Annotated in this window: 15 protein-coding genes and 1 pseudogene; 6 read left to right on the forward strand and 10 right to left on the reverse strand. The window is 69.6% G+C overall.

Translation table 11 applies throughout. The annotated features are described in order from the left end of the window. Window positions 1–3 precede the first annotated feature (3 nt). The gene (locus tag ACH4RG_RS33170) at window positions 4–342 is read left to right on the forward strand and encodes a DUF2516 family protein (RefSeq protein ID WP_018959825.1); all 339 of its coding nucleotides are present in this window, start codon (window positions 4–6) and stop codon (window positions 340–342) included. Here the strand turns inward: ACH4RG_RS33170 and ACH4RG_RS33175 are convergent. The 3 genes from ACH4RG_RS33175 to ACH4RG_RS33185 all read right to left on the reverse strand — a co-directional run bounded on the left by ACH4RG_RS33175 (window position 324) and on the right by ACH4RG_RS33185 (window position 4,260). Then, window positions 324–1,751, reverse strand: coding sequence for a PP2C family protein-serine/threonine phosphatase (locus ACH4RG_RS33175; protein WP_398540679.1), 1,428 nt, complete (start codon window positions 1,749–1,751; stop codon window positions 324–326). The two genes, ACH4RG_RS33170 and ACH4RG_RS33175, sit on opposite strands and share 19 nt — an antisense overlap. A 314-nt stretch (window positions 1,752–2,065) precedes the next feature. After that, a complete protein-coding gene (locus ACH4RG_RS33180) occupies window positions 2,066–3,148 on the reverse strand; it encodes an NlpC/P60 family protein (RefSeq protein WP_397925005.1) in 1,083 nt (360 codons plus the stop codon). 326 nt (window positions 3,149–3,474) lie between these two features. Further along, on the reverse strand, window positions 3,475–4,260 hold the full coding sequence (locus tag ACH4RG_RS33185) for a class I SAM-dependent methyltransferase (protein ID WP_397925007.1): 786 nt from the start codon (window positions 4,258–4,260) through the stop codon (window positions 3,475–3,477). Between the two features lie 190 nt (window positions 4,261–4,450). On the opposite strand from ACH4RG_RS33185, the gene mshA reads away from it, so the two are divergent. Further along, window positions 4,451–5,803, forward strand: a complete 1,353-nt coding sequence (gene mshA / locus ACH4RG_RS33190) for a D-inositol-3-phosphate glycosyltransferase (protein WP_397925009.1) — start codon at window positions 4,451–4,453, stop codon at window positions 5,801–5,803. Window positions 5,804–5,845: 42 nt separating this feature from the next. After that, window positions 5,846–6,358, forward strand: a complete 513-nt coding sequence (locus tag ACH4RG_RS33195; RefSeq protein ID WP_397925011.1) for a YbjN domain-containing protein — start codon at window positions 5,846–5,848, stop codon at window positions 6,356–6,358. A 73-nt stretch (window positions 6,359–6,431) separates the two neighbouring features. On the opposite strand, the pseudogene ACH4RG_RS33200 reads toward ACH4RG_RS33195, so the two are convergent. Next, window positions 6,432–7,121 (reverse strand): annotated as a pseudogene (locus tag ACH4RG_RS33200) (phosphotransferase family protein); the annotation flags it as partial. A 239-nt stretch (window positions 7,122–7,360) separates the two neighbouring features. Here ACH4RG_RS33200 and ACH4RG_RS33205 point away from each other — a divergent pair. Beyond that, window positions 7,361–8,170 (forward strand): hypothetical protein, encoded by an 810-nt coding sequence (locus ACH4RG_RS33205; RefSeq protein ID WP_397925013.1) that lies wholly within the window; start codon window positions 7,361–7,363, stop codon window positions 8,168–8,170. A gap of 52 nt (window positions 8,171–8,222) precedes the next feature. On the opposite strand, the gene ACH4RG_RS33210 is transcribed toward ACH4RG_RS33205, so the two are convergent. The 3 genes from ACH4RG_RS33210 to ACH4RG_RS33220 form a co-directional block, all read right to left on the reverse strand. Further along, complete coding sequence (locus ACH4RG_RS33210; RefSeq protein WP_018959818.1) at window positions 8,223–8,465, reverse strand: hypothetical protein; 243 nt, start codon at window positions 8,463–8,465, stop codon at window positions 8,223–8,225. Further along, the gene (locus tag ACH4RG_RS33215) at window positions 8,462–8,710 is read right to left on the reverse strand and encodes a hypothetical protein (protein WP_003968171.1); all 249 of its coding nucleotides are present in this window, start codon (window positions 8,708–8,710) and stop codon (window positions 8,462–8,464) included. The genes ACH4RG_RS33210 and ACH4RG_RS33215 overlap by 4 nt, the downstream gene beginning before the upstream one ends. A 196-nt stretch (window positions 8,711–8,906) precedes the next feature. Beyond that, on the reverse strand, window positions 8,907–9,296 hold the full coding sequence (locus tag ACH4RG_RS33220) for a hypothetical protein (protein ID WP_397925017.1): 390 nt from the start codon (window positions 9,294–9,296) through the stop codon (window positions 8,907–8,909). Window positions 9,297–9,607: 311 nt separating this feature from the next. Between ACH4RG_RS33220 and ACH4RG_RS33225 the strand changes: the two genes are divergently transcribed. Beyond that, a complete protein-coding gene (locus ACH4RG_RS33225) occupies window positions 9,608–10,360 on the forward strand; it encodes a class I SAM-dependent DNA methyltransferase (RefSeq protein WP_397931215.1) in 753 nt (250 codons plus the stop codon). A 325-nt stretch (window positions 10,361–10,685) separates the two neighbouring features. On the opposite strand, the gene ACH4RG_RS33230 is transcribed toward ACH4RG_RS33225, so the two are convergent. The 3 genes from ACH4RG_RS33230 to ACH4RG_RS33240 all read right to left on the reverse strand — a co-directional run bounded on the left by ACH4RG_RS33230 (window position 10,686) and on the right by ACH4RG_RS33240 (window position 14,314). Then, the gene (locus tag ACH4RG_RS33230) at window positions 10,686–12,461 is read right to left on the reverse strand and encodes a DUF262 domain-containing protein (RefSeq protein ID WP_398540680.1); all 1,776 of its coding nucleotides are present in this window, start codon (window positions 12,459–12,461) and stop codon (window positions 10,686–10,688) included. A gap of 552 nt (window positions 12,462–13,013) precedes the next feature. Next, window positions 13,014–13,535 carry a GNAT family N-acetyltransferase gene (locus ACH4RG_RS33235; protein WP_398540681.1) on the reverse strand — a complete coding sequence of 174 codons (522 nt, stop codon included), beginning with the start codon at window positions 13,533–13,535 and terminating at the stop codon, window positions 13,014–13,016. Then, a complete protein-coding gene (locus tag ACH4RG_RS33240) occupies window positions 13,532–14,314 on the reverse strand; it encodes a GntR family transcriptional regulator (RefSeq protein ID WP_398540682.1) in 783 nt (260 codons plus the stop codon). The genes ACH4RG_RS33235 and ACH4RG_RS33240 overlap by 4 nt, the downstream gene beginning before the upstream one ends. Before the next feature lie 423 nt (window positions 14,315–14,737). Here ACH4RG_RS33240 and ACH4RG_RS33245 point away from each other — a divergent pair, with 423 nt between their 5' ends. After that, entirely contained in the window at window positions 14,738–15,184 is a 447-nt protein-coding gene (locus ACH4RG_RS33245; RefSeq protein ID WP_398540683.1) for a protein kilB, read from the forward strand. The last annotated feature ends 5 nt before the right edge of the window (window positions 15,185–15,189 follow it).

Raw genomic sequence — 15,189 nt, forward strand, 5'->3', positions numbered from 1 at the left:
ACCATGTTGCTCTCAGCGTTCGGCTCGCTCCTCCAGCTGCTCTACCTGGCGATGCTGGTGCTGGCCGTGGTCGCGTTCGTCTTCGCGGCGACCGCCCGTGAGGACGCCTACCGTGCCGCCGACAAGAAGAAGAAATCCTTCTGGCTGGTGATCCTGGGTGTCGCCGTCGCCGTGAACCTGCTGATCCCGATGCTCTTCCTGCAGCTCGCGGGTGTGGTCGCGTCGATCGTGTTCATGGTCGACGTGCGTCCCGCGCTCAAGGCGGTCTCGGGCGGCGGCGGTGGCCGCAGCGGCGGCTCCAGCAGTGACGGTCCGTACGGTCCCTACAACGGCGGGCGCTGAGCCCTCGCCGCCCTCACGGACGGGGTCGGCGGCCGGTCGACGGAGGCGGGGTGGGAGCGCGGTGCGCTGCCGCCCCATCGTCGTATCCGCTCCGGATCGCGGCCCAGCAGCAGGACCGCCACGTCGTCGGTCAGCTCGCCGCCGTTCATCTCCCGCACCTCGGCGACCGCCGCCTCCAGCAGCTCCTCGCCCGCCAGCCCCTGTTCCAGTCGGCTGTTGACCATCGCGACCATGCCGTCCTGGCCGAGCCGCTCGCTGCCGCCGTTGCCCACGCGTCCCTCGATGAGCCCGTCCGTGTACATCATCAGGCTCCAGGCGCCGCCCAGCTCGACCTGACGGCGCGGCCAACGGGCCCGCGGCAGCAGCCCCAGGGCCGGGCCGCCGTCCTCGTACGGGAGCAGTCGGGCGGGCAGGCCGTGGCGGGCGAGCAGCGGTGCGGGATGCCCCGCCAGGCAGAGTCCGGCCCGTCGCCCGTCGGGTGCGATGTCCACGGTGCAGAGCGTCGCGAAGATCTCCTCGCTCTGCCGCTCGTGCTCCAGCACCTGCTGGAGCGTGGAGAGCAGCTCGTCCCCGCACAGCCCGGCCAGGGTCAGCGCCCGCCAGGCGATCCGGAGCTCGACGCCGAGCGCCGCCTCGTCCGGGCCGTGTCCGCAGACGTCGCCGATCATCGCGTGCACCGTGCCGTCCGGGGTGCGGACGACGTCGTAGAAGTCGCCGCCGAGCAGGGCGCGGCTGCGGCCGGGGCGGTAGCGGGCGGCGAAGCTCAGGCCGGAGCCGTCCAGCAGCGGGGTGGGGAGCAGGCCGCGTTCCAGGCGGGCGTTCTCCTGGGCGCGCAGCCGGGACTCGGTCAGCTGGTGCTGGGCGATGTCGGCGCGCTTGCGCTCCACGGCGTACCGGATGGCGCGGCTCAGGACGCGCGCGTCCAGCTCGCCCCGGAAGAGGTAGTCCTGCGCCCCGACCCGGACCGCCTCGGCCGCCAGCTCCGTGTCGTCCTGCGCGGTCAGCGCGAGGACCGCGTGCAGCGGCGCGATGCGCAGTACGTGGGTGAGGGCCGCCAGCTCGTCGGCCCGCGCGGAGACGGGCTCGGGCAGCTCGGGCAGCGATCGGCCGGACGTGCCGGCGCCTGCCGTCCCGGCGTCCGTGGTGGGCGAGCCGGGGCCGGATCCGCCGCCCGTGAGGGGCAGCGCCAGGTCCAGCAGGACGCAGTCGACGTCGTCGGTGAGCAACCGCGCGGCCTCGGTGAGGTTGCGGGCGGTACGGATACGGACCCGGGTCCCGGCCGCCGCCGAGAGTTCGGGGACGGTGATGGCGGTGCCCGCCGGGTCGTCCTCGATCACCAGCAGGGTGAGGTCGCCGTGCGAGGTCTCCGCAGCGGGAACGGATCGCTGCTGCGGTACGGGTACGGGCATCGGTTCGAGTTTCCTTCCCTCCCCCCGAGGGCGCGGCGGGTCGACGATCGACGATCCGCCAGACGGGGACGATAGCGGTCCGCGGTGGGGGAACGGAATGGCGCACCGGGGCCGGCTCCCGCCGCACGCACCGCCATAAGCCGCGTCCCCCCACGGATCCGGCGCGACGGACGCCCGTAACGGCGCAGAAGCGCGCATGACAAACATCACGCGCCCACGGGCGGCGGTGTGGCCCCGCTCACGCGGTCCCGCTCACGGCCTCGGGAGGGCCGTGTCCCCGATCGGGCCGCCCCGGTCCCGCGTCGGGGCCGGTCCTACTTGTCCGGGCGGACCACGCCGAGGATCTTCATCGAGCCGGCGCCGGCCAGCGTGACGTCGCGGCCGGGGCGCGGGGCGTGGACGATCGCGCCGTCGCCGACGTACATCCCGACGTGGCTGGCGTCGGCGTGGTAGATGATCAGGTCGCCGGGGCGCATGTCCTGGATGTCGATACGCGGCAGCAGCCGCCACTGTTCCTGCGAGGTGCGCGGGATGGTGCGCTTCGCCGCCAGCCACGCCTGTGACGTCAGCCCCGAGCAGTCGTACGAACCGGGGCCCTCGGCTCCCCAGACGTACGGCTTGCCTATCTGCGCCGTCGCGAAGGCCACCGCAGCCGCTCCGCCCTCGCTCGCCTCGCCGCTGACGTCCTTGACGGGGCCGGAGGAGAGCCAGGCGGTCTGTGCCCTGTCCGCGGCGTCCCGCTCCAGCTGGCGGAGCCGGTCGCGCTCCTTCTTCTCCAGCCGCGATTCGAGCTTCTCCGCCGCCTTGATCCGGGCGTTGATCTTCTTCTTGGCCTTGGCCTGCTCGACCCGGATCGTCTCCAGCTTCTCCCAGTTGGTGCTGGCGTCCTGGGTGTACGTCTCCAGGTCCTGCTGCGTTCGGGTCAGATCGGCCAGGAGCGACCTGGACGCCTGCTGGCTCTGGCGGACCTGGTTGAGCCCGTCCAGGAACAGCTTGGGGTCGTTGCTCAGGGCCAGCTGCGCGCCGGGCGGCAGGCCGCCGTTGCGGTACTGCTCGCGGGCCTGGGCCCCGGCCCGGTCCTTCAGGGCGGCGATGCGCGCCTGGCCGTCGACGATCGCCTTGGCCAGCTTCACGATCTCGCCGGACTGCTTCTTCGTCTGCTCCTCGGCGAGGTTGTACGCGTCCGTCGCCGCGCCCGCCTTCCGGTACAGCGTGTCGATCTGCTCGCGGACCTTCTCGAGGTCCGCGTTGGAGTAGCGGGGCGGCGAGCCGGCGGCGGCGGACGGGGAGGGCGAGGGCTCCGGAACCGGGGCGGCCACGGCCTGGCCCGTGGACGTCAGCAGGGCCAGCGCACAGACCAGCGTGATGGCGGCAGTGGCGCGGTGGCGTCGGTTCACGAGCTCCCCCTCCGGGTTGTCACTCCGGGCCCGCCTCCGGACGAAGGCGACAACAGGCAATCTGATTTACCGTCAGTAATGTCTCGGCAACGTCGCGATCGTGCCATGGCGTCCCGTAAAGCAACAGGGGCCGACGGTACCTGACGCGTCACCTACCGCCCCCGCAGGGCTACTTCGTCACGATTCTCCCCCGGCTCGCCCGGCCCACCCGGCCACACGCCCTGCTGTGACCTGCGACCTGACCCGTTCCCTCTCCCCTCACTGGGACGAACGGTGCCCCCGCGGCGTTCCCGGAGCGGAGGATTTCTGCCCTTCCGGGCAAGGCCTCAGTGGCTGTTGGGGCGCAGGGCGTCCCACCGCACGGTGATCTCGCCCTGCCGCCACCGTCGTACCCCGTCCGTAGCCGGCCAGTCGGCCGACACCGCCCGCACCGCCGCGATCCAGCGCTGCCGCGCGCCGAGCGAGGCGTACGGGGAGGCCGTCGCCCAGGCCCGGTCGAAGTCGCGCAGGAACGCGTGGACCGGCTCACCCGGGACGTTGCGGTGGATCAACGCCTTCGGCAGGCGTTCCGCCAGGTCCGAGGGGCGCTCCAGCGAGCCGAGCCGGGTCGCGAAGGTGACCGTGCGCGGCCCCTCGGGCCCCAGCGCCACCCAGACGTGCCGGCGCCCGATCTCGTCACAGGTCCCCTCCACCAGGAGCCCGTCCGGGGCGAGGCGGGAGCACAGCCGCTCCCAGACCTCGGCGACCTGGTCCTCGTCGTACTGGCGCAGCACGTTCGCCGCCCGGATGAGCAGCGGCCGGGCGTCCAGCGGGACCTCGAAGCCGCCGTGCACGAAGGTGAGGCCCTCGCGGGCGTACGGCTGCGCGGCGGCGACCCGCTCCGGGTCGATCTCGATGCCCGCCACCACGGTGCGCGGCTCGGCGGTGCGCAGCCGGTCCAGCAGCTCGACCGCGGTCCAGGGGGCCGCCCCGTAACCGAGGTCGACGGCGACCGGCGTCCCGGCGCGGCGCAGGGCGGGGCCGTGGGCGTCGGCGATCCAGCGGTCCATGCGGCGCAGCCGGTTCGGGTTGGTGGTCCCGCGGGTGGCGGTGCCGATGGGGCGCTGGCGCATGGGACGAGCGTAGGCGACGGGGCGGGGCGCGGTGGCTGCCCCGGCGTCCCGCCGTCGCCGCGTGACGCGCCGTCCGGCAACGTAATGATTTGGCAAAGTGGAAATGAAAGGCGGGATTCCACTGTTCTCGACCTTCGGAGGACCCCCGTGCCCTCCGGTCAGCATGCCCCGATCGAGGAGGACCGACGAGGTGAGCCAGTACGTCTCCCGGCTCGGCTCCACCCGCACGGCCGCGCGCCTCAGGTTTCCCGGAGGCTTCTCCGGGGCCTCCCGCAAGCCCCGCCGCATCGCGATGCTCTCCGTGCACACCTCCCCGCTCCACCAGCCCGGCACGGGCGACGCGGGCGGGATGAACGTCTACATCGTCGAACTGGCCAAGCGCCTGGCCGCGATCAACATCGAGGTCGAGATATTCACCCGGGCCACCACCGGCTCGCTGGCCCCCGCGGTCGAGCTGGCACCCGGCGTCCTGGTCCGGCACGTCGACGCCGGCCCGTACGAGGGTCTCGCCAAGGAGGAGCTGCCCGCCCAGCTCTGCGCCTTCACGCACGGCGTCATGCAGGCCTGGGCCGGTCAGCGCCCCGGCTACTACGATCTCGTGCACTCCCACTACTGGCTCTCCGGCCAGGTCGGCTGGCTCGCCGCCCAGCGCTGGGGCGTCCCGCTCGTGCACGCCATGCACACCATGGCCAAGGTCAAGAACGCCGCGCTCGCCGCGGGGGACACCCCCGAGCCGACCGCCCGGGTCATCGGCGAGACCCAGATCGTGAACGCCTCCGACCGGCTGATCGCCAACACCGCAGAGGAGGCCGACGAGCTCGTCCGCTTCTACGACGCGGACCCGGCCGCGGTCGCCGTCGTGCACCCCGGCGTCAACCTGGACCGCTTCCGCCCGGCCGACGGCCGCGCCGCCGCGCGGGCCCGGCTCGGGCTGCCGCAGGACGCACTGATCCCGCTCTTCGCCGGCCGCATCCAGCCGCTGAAGGCCCCGGACGTGCTGCTGCGTGCCGTGGCGGTGCTCCTGGACCGGGACCCGTCCCTGCGGTCCCGCATCCTCGTGCCGGTGGTCGGCGGCCCGAGCGGCAGCGGACTCGCCAAGCCCGAGGGGCTCCAGAAGCTGGCCGCCCGCCTCGGCATCGCCGACGTCGTACGGTTCCACCCGCCGGTGGGCCAGGACCGGCTCGCCGACTGGTTCCGCGCCGCGTCGGTGCTGGTCATGCCGTCGTACAGCGAGTCCTTCGGACTGGTCGCGATAGAGGCGCAGGCGACCGGCACACCCGTGGTCGCCGCGGCCGTGGGCGGGCTGCCGGTGGCGGTGCGCGACGGGGTCGGGGGCTTCCTGGTGCAGGGGCACGAGCCGGAGGCGTACGCCCGCGCGCTGGGGCGGTTCGCGGACGCGCCGGCGCTGGTCGAGCGGATGGGGGCGGCCGCCGCGGCGCACGCCCAGTCGTTCGGCTGGGACACGGCGGCCTCGGCGACCGCCGACGTGTACACGGCAGCCCTCTGCGACCACCGCCGCCGGGCCCAGGTCCACCACGGCTGAGCCCGTCCCGTGCGTTCCGGCGCCCTGTCGTAGGCTCGCAGCATGGCTGACGTACCGGACGAAACCGCAGCGGCCCAGGTCATCGAGGCGACGCTGAACGACGCCGGGCTCGTATGGGAGAGCCCGGGGCGCGGCAACTACGTCGTGACGCTGCCCGGCACCCGCAAGCTGTCGACGACCTGCTCGCTGATCGTCGGCAAGCACGCCCTCTCCCTCAACGCGTTCGTCGTCCGGCACCCCGACGAGAACGACGCCGAGGTGCATCGCTGGCTGCTGGAGCACAACCTCCGCCTGTTCGGGGTGAGTTACGCGATCGACTCGCTCGGCGACGTCTACCTGGTCGGCAAACTGCCGCTGTCGGTGGTCACCCCCGAGGAGTTGGACCGGCTGCTCGGCGTGGTGCTCGAAGCGGCGGACGGGGCGTTCAACACCCTCCTGGAACTCGGTTTCGCGAGCTCGATCCGCAAGGAGTACGCGTGGCGGGTGTCGCGCGGCGAGTCCACCAGGAATCTGGACGCGTTCAGCCATCTGACCCGGCGTCCGTCCGGCAGCTGACGGGCGCATCCCTCGCCTTCCCTCTTTCCGGCACCTCGAGGCCGGTCGGCCGCCGCCGCGACGGACGCGCCTGTCAGCCGCCGCCGTCACGGACGGCGGCCAGGGCGTGGACGAGATGGGGCGCGACCAACTCCCAGGTCTCCTCCGCGGCTTCCGGCCCGACCGCGCGGGGTACGGTCTCGACCAGCATGATCAGGTAGAGGTAGCTCCGGTACAGCGCGTAGCGGGCCCGCAGCGCGTCCGTGAACTCCACCGCCCCGCCGGTGGACCGCGCGTACCCGTCGAGGAAGTCCCGGTCCTCCTCGATGTCCCCGAAGAGCGCGAGGGAGACGAAGTCGGCCACCGGGTCGCCCCAGAACATCCGCTCCCCGTCGATGATCCCACCGATGGTGCGCGAGCCGGGATCCCCGGTGACCAGCAGGTTTCCCGGCCACAGGTCGAAGTGGACGAGGGCCGGCCGGGTGACGTCGTCCAGCACGCGGGCCCCGCCCGCCAGCGCCGTGCGGATGTGGCCGACGGGGTACGGCAGCCGCGCCCGGTAGGTCTCGGCGTCGGCGAGCACGGCCTCGGTCATCGCGGTGAACGCGGTACGCCAGGTGGGGGCGCGCGGCCCGAACGGCTCCGCGGGGCAGCCGAACCCGGCGGGTCCGGTCACGGAGTGCAACCGGCCGACGGCGTCGCCGAGTTCGGCGCGCAGCCGGGGCTCGTCGTCGGCGCTCGCCGCACCGCTGACCTCGTGCCAGGGGCGGCCGGGGCGGGCGTGGTACGGCGGGGGGTGTGCGTGGGGCGGTACGGCGGGGTTGTACGGAGGCGCCATGCAGTGTGTTCACAGGATGATCACAGCGGAATCACGATCACGGGAGGGTGCCACGGGACCGGTCATCGCTCGCAGGTTCGATCGTAAAGTGTGGATCACTGCGACGGCCCGTCCCAGACGGAGCCGAAGTGCCCTACGGGAACAGGGCGGTTGCTTCCGAGCCGGAGATTGCAGGAAGTAGAACCATGCGCGCCACTGCCGTACGCCGTACCGCCCTCGTCGCCTCCGCGGCCGCCCTCACCCTGCTGGCCACCGCCTGCGGTGGCACGTCGGACTCCGACAAGAAGGACGGGAAGGACGACAAGGGCGCCGGTGGCGGCAGCAGTTCGGCCCCGAAGACCCCGGCCAAGGCGCTGACCGCCGCCGAGCTGGAGAAGGCCGCCCTCGCCCAGGGCGACGTGCAGGGCCGCAAGGTCACCAAGGCAGGCCCGGCCGACGAGGTTCCGGCGGACGGCGTCACGGTCGACAAGGAAGGCTGCCTGCCGGTCGCCCACGCCATGTTCGGTGTGGCGCAGAAGGGTGCGGTGGCCACCACGAAGCGCAAGGTGATCGACGAGCCGAAGACCGACGGCAAGAAGAAGTCGCTGGAGGACATGGCGGAGGGCGAAGCCGGGGAGGCGTTCAAGGACGCCTTCGACCTGACGTCCACCTTCGTCGCGCTGCACTCGTACGAGGGAACGGCGGGTCCGGACGCGTTCGCCGCCCTGAAGAAGGCCGCCGCGGACTGTGCGGGCGGCTTCACCGCCACGGTCGCGGGCACGCCGACGAAGGTCGCCTCGATCACCGAGGAGAAGGTCACCGGCGGCGACGAGGCCGCGGCCTGGACGGTCACCTCCGAGGACGAGGGCGACACCGCTCCGTTCAAGCTGGTGGCGCTGCGCAAGGAAGCCACCGTGGCGACGTTCTTCTCCTTCAACCTGGCCGCGGCGGGCGGTGACGTGAAGTTCGAGGTGCCGGCGGAGGTCGTGGCGGCACAGGACAAGAAGCTCGCCTGACGCACGGGCCCCGCGCCGTTCCCCTGCCCTTCCCGCGCGCCCCTTCGGGTGATCAGGGCAGGGGAACGAGGCGGACCACGGTGACGGTCAGGACGGAGCGGGAGACGTAGTAGAGGACGATGGCCCCGGAGACGGTCGCCTCACGCCGGTCCCGTTCGCTCTTGACGGCGGAGGAGGCGTGGCCGTACGGCTCCTCGCCGAGGGTGCGGGCCATCTCGTCCCGGAAGGCCTCGCCGCCGCGCATCTTGGCCAGGGTGTCGTCGGCGGGCGGCGCGTAGGAGATACGGAAGCTCAAGCGACGCTCCGCCTCTCGGCCTCGTCCTGCGCCAGCCGGTCCAGGATCTTCTCGGCCTCGGGATCGGGGACGGCCTCCAGCATCCAGTGCCGCATGACGGCCTGAATCTCGTGCACCCCGGCCTCGTTGATCGCGAGATCGAACTCCTCGCGTCTCTCGTCGGGCAGCGCGGCCCGGATGTCCGGGATGCTGTTGGGCACCTCGACCTCGGCACCGCCGACGAAGGTCTTCAGAGACTCACCCATGATCGCTCTCCTCGATCTCCTTGCCCTGGAAGCACACGGACGGCATGGGCCCACCGTAGTGCGTACGAGGGGCACTTCGGCCGGTCCGGCGGGGTCACGGAACGGGCACTGATCGGGGTGCGCCCCAGGTACACGGTGGTGCGGCCCGCGCTGTCCGCCACCGGCGCGGAACGGGCCGCCGCCGGCGCCGGCGCCCTCAGCCCCGCCCGAGCCTCTCCGCGACCCGGTCGCGGAGGATCGCGTACTCCTCCTGAAGCCGCCGCCACTCGCTGACCGGCGGCCTGACTATGACGTCACCGCCCACGACGACCTCCTCCGGCCCGAACTGCTCCCGGGTCAGATCGATGTCGACGCCCATGCCCAGGCGGTTCCACCAGTGGAAGTCGGTGCGCACCCCGTCGACATGGACCTCGCCCCGGATCAGCTCCCCGCCGAGCAGGTCGTTGAGCACCATGGCGGTCACCCCGCACTGGTCCCGTGCCGGATTGTCCGGGGTCCAGCGGTCCCGGTACTCCGGGGTGCAGGTCTCGGCGCTCCAACTGCTGCGGAGGGCCTGTTCGATGTCGGAGAGCAGGTAGGTCGCCATGATGACCATGGTGGCAGGGGGTACTGACAACGGTGCCTCGCCGACCGCGTGCGTCAGGGGTCGGCGGCGGCAGCGGCCGAGCGGCGGTCGCGACGCCGCACGAGCGGCAGAAGACCGAGGTGCGGCAGCGCGGCAGCGGCGGCGGAGATCCCGGGCAACGCCCTGCCACAGGGCTCGTTTCGGAGCTCGCCGCCGTCCCACTCCTGGCCCGCGCCCCCCCCGGGGAGGCGGCCGAGCGCGCGCGGGCGCCGGGCCGGGCCGCGGGCAATTGCGTCGACAGTGCCCCCGGCCTCCCGGCAGAGTGGTCGCCCGTGACGAGCAGCGAACTGTGGAGCCGAGAGACCGCCGACCGCTACGACGACGAGGAGGCCGAGAACTCCTCGGCCGCCGCCCTCGAACCGACCCTCGCCTTCCTCGCCGAACTCGCCGGAGGCGGCCGGGCCCTGGAGTTCGCCATCGGGACCGGGCGCGTGGGCGTGCCGCTCCGGGAGCGCGGCGTGCCGGTGGCGGGTATCGAACTGTCCGAACCGATGGCGGCGGTACTCCGCCGCAAGGCCGACGCGGACACCCTCCCGGTGACCATCGGGGACATGGCCACCACGGTCGTCCCCGGCGAGTTCGCTCTGGTCTACCTGGTCTACAACACCATCTCGAACCTCCTCACCCAGGACGAGCAGGTCGAGTGCTTCCGCAACGCGGCCCGCCACCTCGCGCCCGGCGGCCGGTTCGTCATCGAACTGGGCGTTCCGCCTCTGCGGTTCCTGCCACCGGGCCAGGTCGCGGTGCCGTTCGACGTGTCCGACCGGCATCTCGGTTTCGACACCTTCGACCTGGTCGAGCAGGTCCTCGTCTCGCACCACTTCACCCGCGACGGCGAGGACGGCCGCTACCGTCGCGCCCACTCCCGGCACCGCTACGCCTGGCCGGCGGAGCTCGACCTGATGGCCCGCATCGCCGGGCTGGAGCTGGAACGGCGCGTGGCGGACTGGCACGGAGCACCGTTCACCGAGGACGCGGACCAGCACATCTCGGTCTGGCGCAAGCCGGCGGCCCCGGCGACCTGAGGTCCGCCCGCCCGGTCGACCCCGGAACGCCGACGAGCCCCATGCCTCGCGGATGATCCGCGGAGCAGGGGGCTCGGTGAGCCGGAGAAGAGTGGGCTACTTCTTCTTGCCCTGGGTCTGGCGGGCCCGTTTTCCGGCCCTGGTCAGCAGGGTGCCCGCCGTACCTGACCTGCGGTCGGGCGGGCGTCGTTGGTCGTTGTTGGGCGTTGCTTGTCACCCTCGGAGGGCCCAGAGAGGGCCCGGGCGAGGGTGACCCGGCTGCCGAGCCGCGAAGAGGAGCAGTCACTGCCGAGCCACCGACGGCACCGTTCGGCCGGCATGGCCGTCACATGAAGCGCTTTCCAACTTCTAGCGCCCGCGCCATATCGGACGAATCGACTTCGATCGTTTCATCTCCCTCTCGAATGTACATCTTTCCATCCAAGAGGGAAACCTCAGTCTGCTCCGGAACGCGGATCACGACAACGCCGAGTCCAAAGTAGTCCGCATAAGCGATACTGGACAGAACTGAATCCTTCAGACCCTGTGGCAAGCCCGACGTCCTAATTGCACCCTTCCAGCGCGCAAAGTAGCGTTCCTGGGTCTCACCTAGAGCTTCAGCCTCTCTGCGAACGCCGACGGCGAAGCGGCCTTCACGCACCCTCCGCGGGACAATGCTATCGAGCTTGCGAACCCTCTCCGCGTCCGCTTCTTTGTCGGCGACGCCGATCAAAATCGTCCCTGCGCGATTCTTTCCGTTGTTGGCAATTGCGCAGATCGTTTTGATGATCTTGGCAAAGATGTCCGGGTCAATGTTGCGCTTATGATCGAGACGGAGAAGCCCTTGCTTTAGTTCGTAGTGAGGCGCTTCGATCTGCGATCGCCTGATCGCATTATCTACGTCGATTGCAGTGTGCTCTCCGTAGATATCTCTCGGCGCGCTGGCGACCATGTGCGGGCGAATGAGGCTCTTGATTGCATCGACATTTTTTCGACGCTCGGTGGTAGAGGTCGAAGATTTGCCCGTAACTATTCTTTTGTCGAGATCGACGATCGCCGATTGAGTGCCGCCGTAGTCTGAAATCGTCAGGCCCTCCGAAAAGAATAGCTCATGCAATGCGACGCAGAGTACTGCGAATACGGCCGGGAAAGCGTTTGTGGTGGTTTTCGAGAAGATGATCGCCCGAAGCTTGCGCTGCCCTCCTCCTACCGCACACACAGCCCGAATCTCGTCCAGGCAGTATTTAAACTCTGCGGAGAATTTCTCGGCCCCGTAGCTGTCGAGCGCATCGATCATCCGCTCGTTCTCGGGAGTCCCCTTCTCGTAGAGCGCGTCGAGCGCCGCCTTTGACCGTTCAAGTAGGGTCCCGCCGATGATAGATGCCGCAATATCTGCAATGCATTGCTCATCCATCGAATCCCGAAGGTCTGTTGACCTTAGAATTCCTTGTGCCACCCAAAATACGGTATCGGCTTCCACCTCGTAGCCGTGCTTTGTTTTCGGGAGGTCGATACTAATGGAGGGCATTTTGTCTAGGCTCAGAATTTCACTGGACGAATCTCCCCGCACTTCACAGGAAAGTTCACGCACCAATGTAGAGACTGTGTCTCTTACGCCTGCCTGCCTCCTCTCCTGATCGCTCAGCCTATGACCGTACGTGTTGATCCTAGAGAAGACGTCGTCAATCTCTGCGTCCGTCGCACCGCGCATCACTGAAACGGCAACCGAATAGTCCAGGATTGTTCCAACCTCGCGGGCGGCGATTACCTCGCCAGGGGATACCTCAAAGACGTTTTCCTCGCTCGCCCTCGTTTTAGCTGTGACGAATCGCTCCACGTCGAAGTACTTGCCATCGATGGTCGTGAATGCCGTTTCAATGAACGACATGATGGTATGGAGGCGCTGCAGGCCGTCGATAACCTCATAGTCGCCGCCATCTTGTTCCGCCAACAAGATGGCCGGAATTGGGTAACCCTTCAGAACAGATTCGATCAACTTCTGCTTCTCTTCGAGCGTCCACACCAGCTTCCGCTGGTATCGCCGATTCACCCATAGCTTGTTTTCGCTGTACCACCCATAGAGAGATTGGATCGACTTCGGCTTTGAGTCCAGTTCGGCCATGTCGACATCATGCCAGCGGGACGGCTCCAGGGACGGAACCTTGCGTAAAGACCCTGCCTTCAGTGGCAGGTGGTCATCCCGATGGCTGCTGTTGGGTTGAGGAAGCAACCTGCTTCTGCAGTCCTGCCCCGCTATGGCCTGCCTGGGGCGACGGCTGACGGGATGACAGTTCCCCCCCACCACAAACCGGCCCGCAGCCGCCCTCGGGCCCCAGTCATCCCAAAGCCTGAGGGCCCCCGCCAGAGGCATGTCTTTGAGCGGCTGGTGATGTCGGATCTCGGGCCCCGTGCTTGGGCCGTGGTGGCTCGGCGCGCTCCGTTGGGGGATTGGGTTGGTGGTGCTGGGCGGCGTCGTGGCTTCGCACGGGGCGGATGCTTGGTGGGCAGGGCTTGCCTCGTGGGCTCGGGCGCGTCGACCGTACCGCGTGTCTCCCACCAACAAACCCGTGCCGTCTGGCGCGCAGCCGGCGGGCTGGAGCGGGACGGAGACAGGAGCGCATGCCCGGGCGCCGGGCGCGCTCGATGAGGTAGAGAATCCTGTAACTGGCCCCGCTCAGATGCTGTTGTCAGCCACCAACTCGGTCGACCGCTGGAACAGGGCACCTGATCTGCGGTGCGGGAGATTTACGATGCGGAGGAGCGTGAAGCCCGCGCCCGTGTAGAACCGGTGCAACCCTCTGTTGTCCTTCCAAGCGTCCAACCGCAACCAGCGCTTGCCCTGGGCTGAGGCGCGCTCCGACGCCCAGTCGAGCAGCAGGCTGCCGATGCCCGCGCCGGAAGCCGCGCGTGTTACGGCCATGCGGTGAACGTAGAGGGCCGCATCTGGCCGATCCTCCGGGGTCCAGAACTCAGGGTCCGCAAAGCTGTCAACCTGGATGGTCGCGATCGGCTTACCGTCCTCGAACGCGAGGAAGCACACTCCCCGCTCAAGGGCCTCCGTGATGCGGTCACGGTGCGGCGGGTATTGCCATTGGTCGATGCTGCGCGAGGCAAGCCAGGCGGATGCCTCGCGCAGCAGAGCTTCCACCACGTCCAATTCGTCAGGACGGCCGGCGCGGACGAGTAGGTCTTTCATGCGTCCTCGTTCCGCTCTTCGCGCTGTCGCTCATACGAGATCACGTGCCTGTCGCCGGGGAGCACAGTCACTGCGACTCTCACGGGCTTCCCCTCGGCCGTGTGGCCGGTGACGACATGAATCCCGACCGGGGTTCCGGGACCCAAGTCAAGCCGATGCACCTGTTCAGGGGTGGGCATCCGGACGTACAACTCGTCCAGGGCTCGCTCCTGCCGGTACCCGAGCTCCGCCAGAACCTGGTTGGCGCCGCGAGTGATGTCCTCCGGGCGCATGATCTCCGAGTCTCGTACGAGTGCGAGCGGGAAGTAGCTGTCGTTGATGTTGAACGGCTCCCCATCGAGATAGCGCACGCGCTTCCGCACTGCGACCAGCTCGCCCGGTTCTAGCCGGAGCCTCTTGGCTACTTCCTCCGGTGGCTCCACGATGGCCACCTCGATCTCCTGCCGTGGCTCGCGTCCCTCAGCCGCGTACTCGGTCGTGAAAGCGTCCATCTCCGGCGAGTACGGCCGCTTCCGGAACTCCGCTTGGGGGCGGAACACCATCGGCCGACGGCGACGGACGAAGTGGCCTTGCGGACGCGCCGATACGACGAGCCCCTCGTTCACGAGCAGAGCGAGCGACTTGCGCACGGTCTCTCGTGACACGCCGTACTGATCGCGCAGCTCTGCTTCAGTCGGAAGCTTCGCATCTGGTTCGAGTGTCCCGGACGTGATCTGCTCCCGCAGCGCGTCCGCGATCTGCTGATACATCGGGTTCCGCCCGAGACGAGTCACTGTCATGCCTCCCATGGAAGCCGCTTGTCGGCTTCATTGTCTAGTCAATGTGGCCAATGCCCTTGCGGTGCGCTGGCCGCTCTGCCAACATCCTGTCTGTAGCCATTGTACGGACAATGGCTACAGCGACTCGGGCATTCCTGTGCTTCTTCAGGGTTGCTCGGGGCGTAGGGGCCCGGGACAGAGCGGGCCGAGGGACCCGGACCCCTGGTCAACCGGAGGGCTTAGACCGAAAGGTCACGTCTCCGTACGCCTACCCGGGAGCTCGTGTTCCCGAAGGAGACACCCGCACGTCCAGACCAACCGCAGTGCCCATGACCACTGCGGCCGGTTGCCTCCCCCGCCCGTCCAGTCCGCTTCACGCGGTGCTGTACGGGCGGGGCTGAGGGGAGCCGGACACCCGGTTTCATCCAACGAAAGGGACTCGCCATGTGGGGAAGCGTCATCGCGGTACTCGGAACCCTGCTGGGTTCGGTCACCGCCTACATGCTCCAGCAGCGCACCGCCCGCACCGACCGCGCCGACGTCCGCCGGCACGAGGCGCGGCGGGACCGGATCGCGGCCGTCACCGCGCTCACGGTGGCGCTGGCCGATCACCGCCGGTCGATGTGGGTCCGTGAGGACCTGCGGCTGTCCGGCGCTTCGGACGCCGACTACCAGGCCGCCCGCGCGGCCAGTCACAACACCCGCTCCGCCCTGACCGCTCCGCTCACCACGCTGGCGATCCTCGCCCCCGACCTCGCCGGGGTCGCCCAGGACGCGGCCGGCGCGACGTACGCGCTGCGGAACACCGAGAACCGCGAACTCCTCGACTTCTACCGCGAGGCCGCGATTGAGGCCGCCGACGACCTCGTCCGCGCCGCCGCCACCGCCTGACCCCA

Source organism: Streptomyces sp. NPDC021019 (assembly GCF_044333295.1).
Classification (GTDB): Bacteria; Actinomycetota; Actinomycetes; order Streptomycetales; family Streptomycetaceae; genus Streptomyces.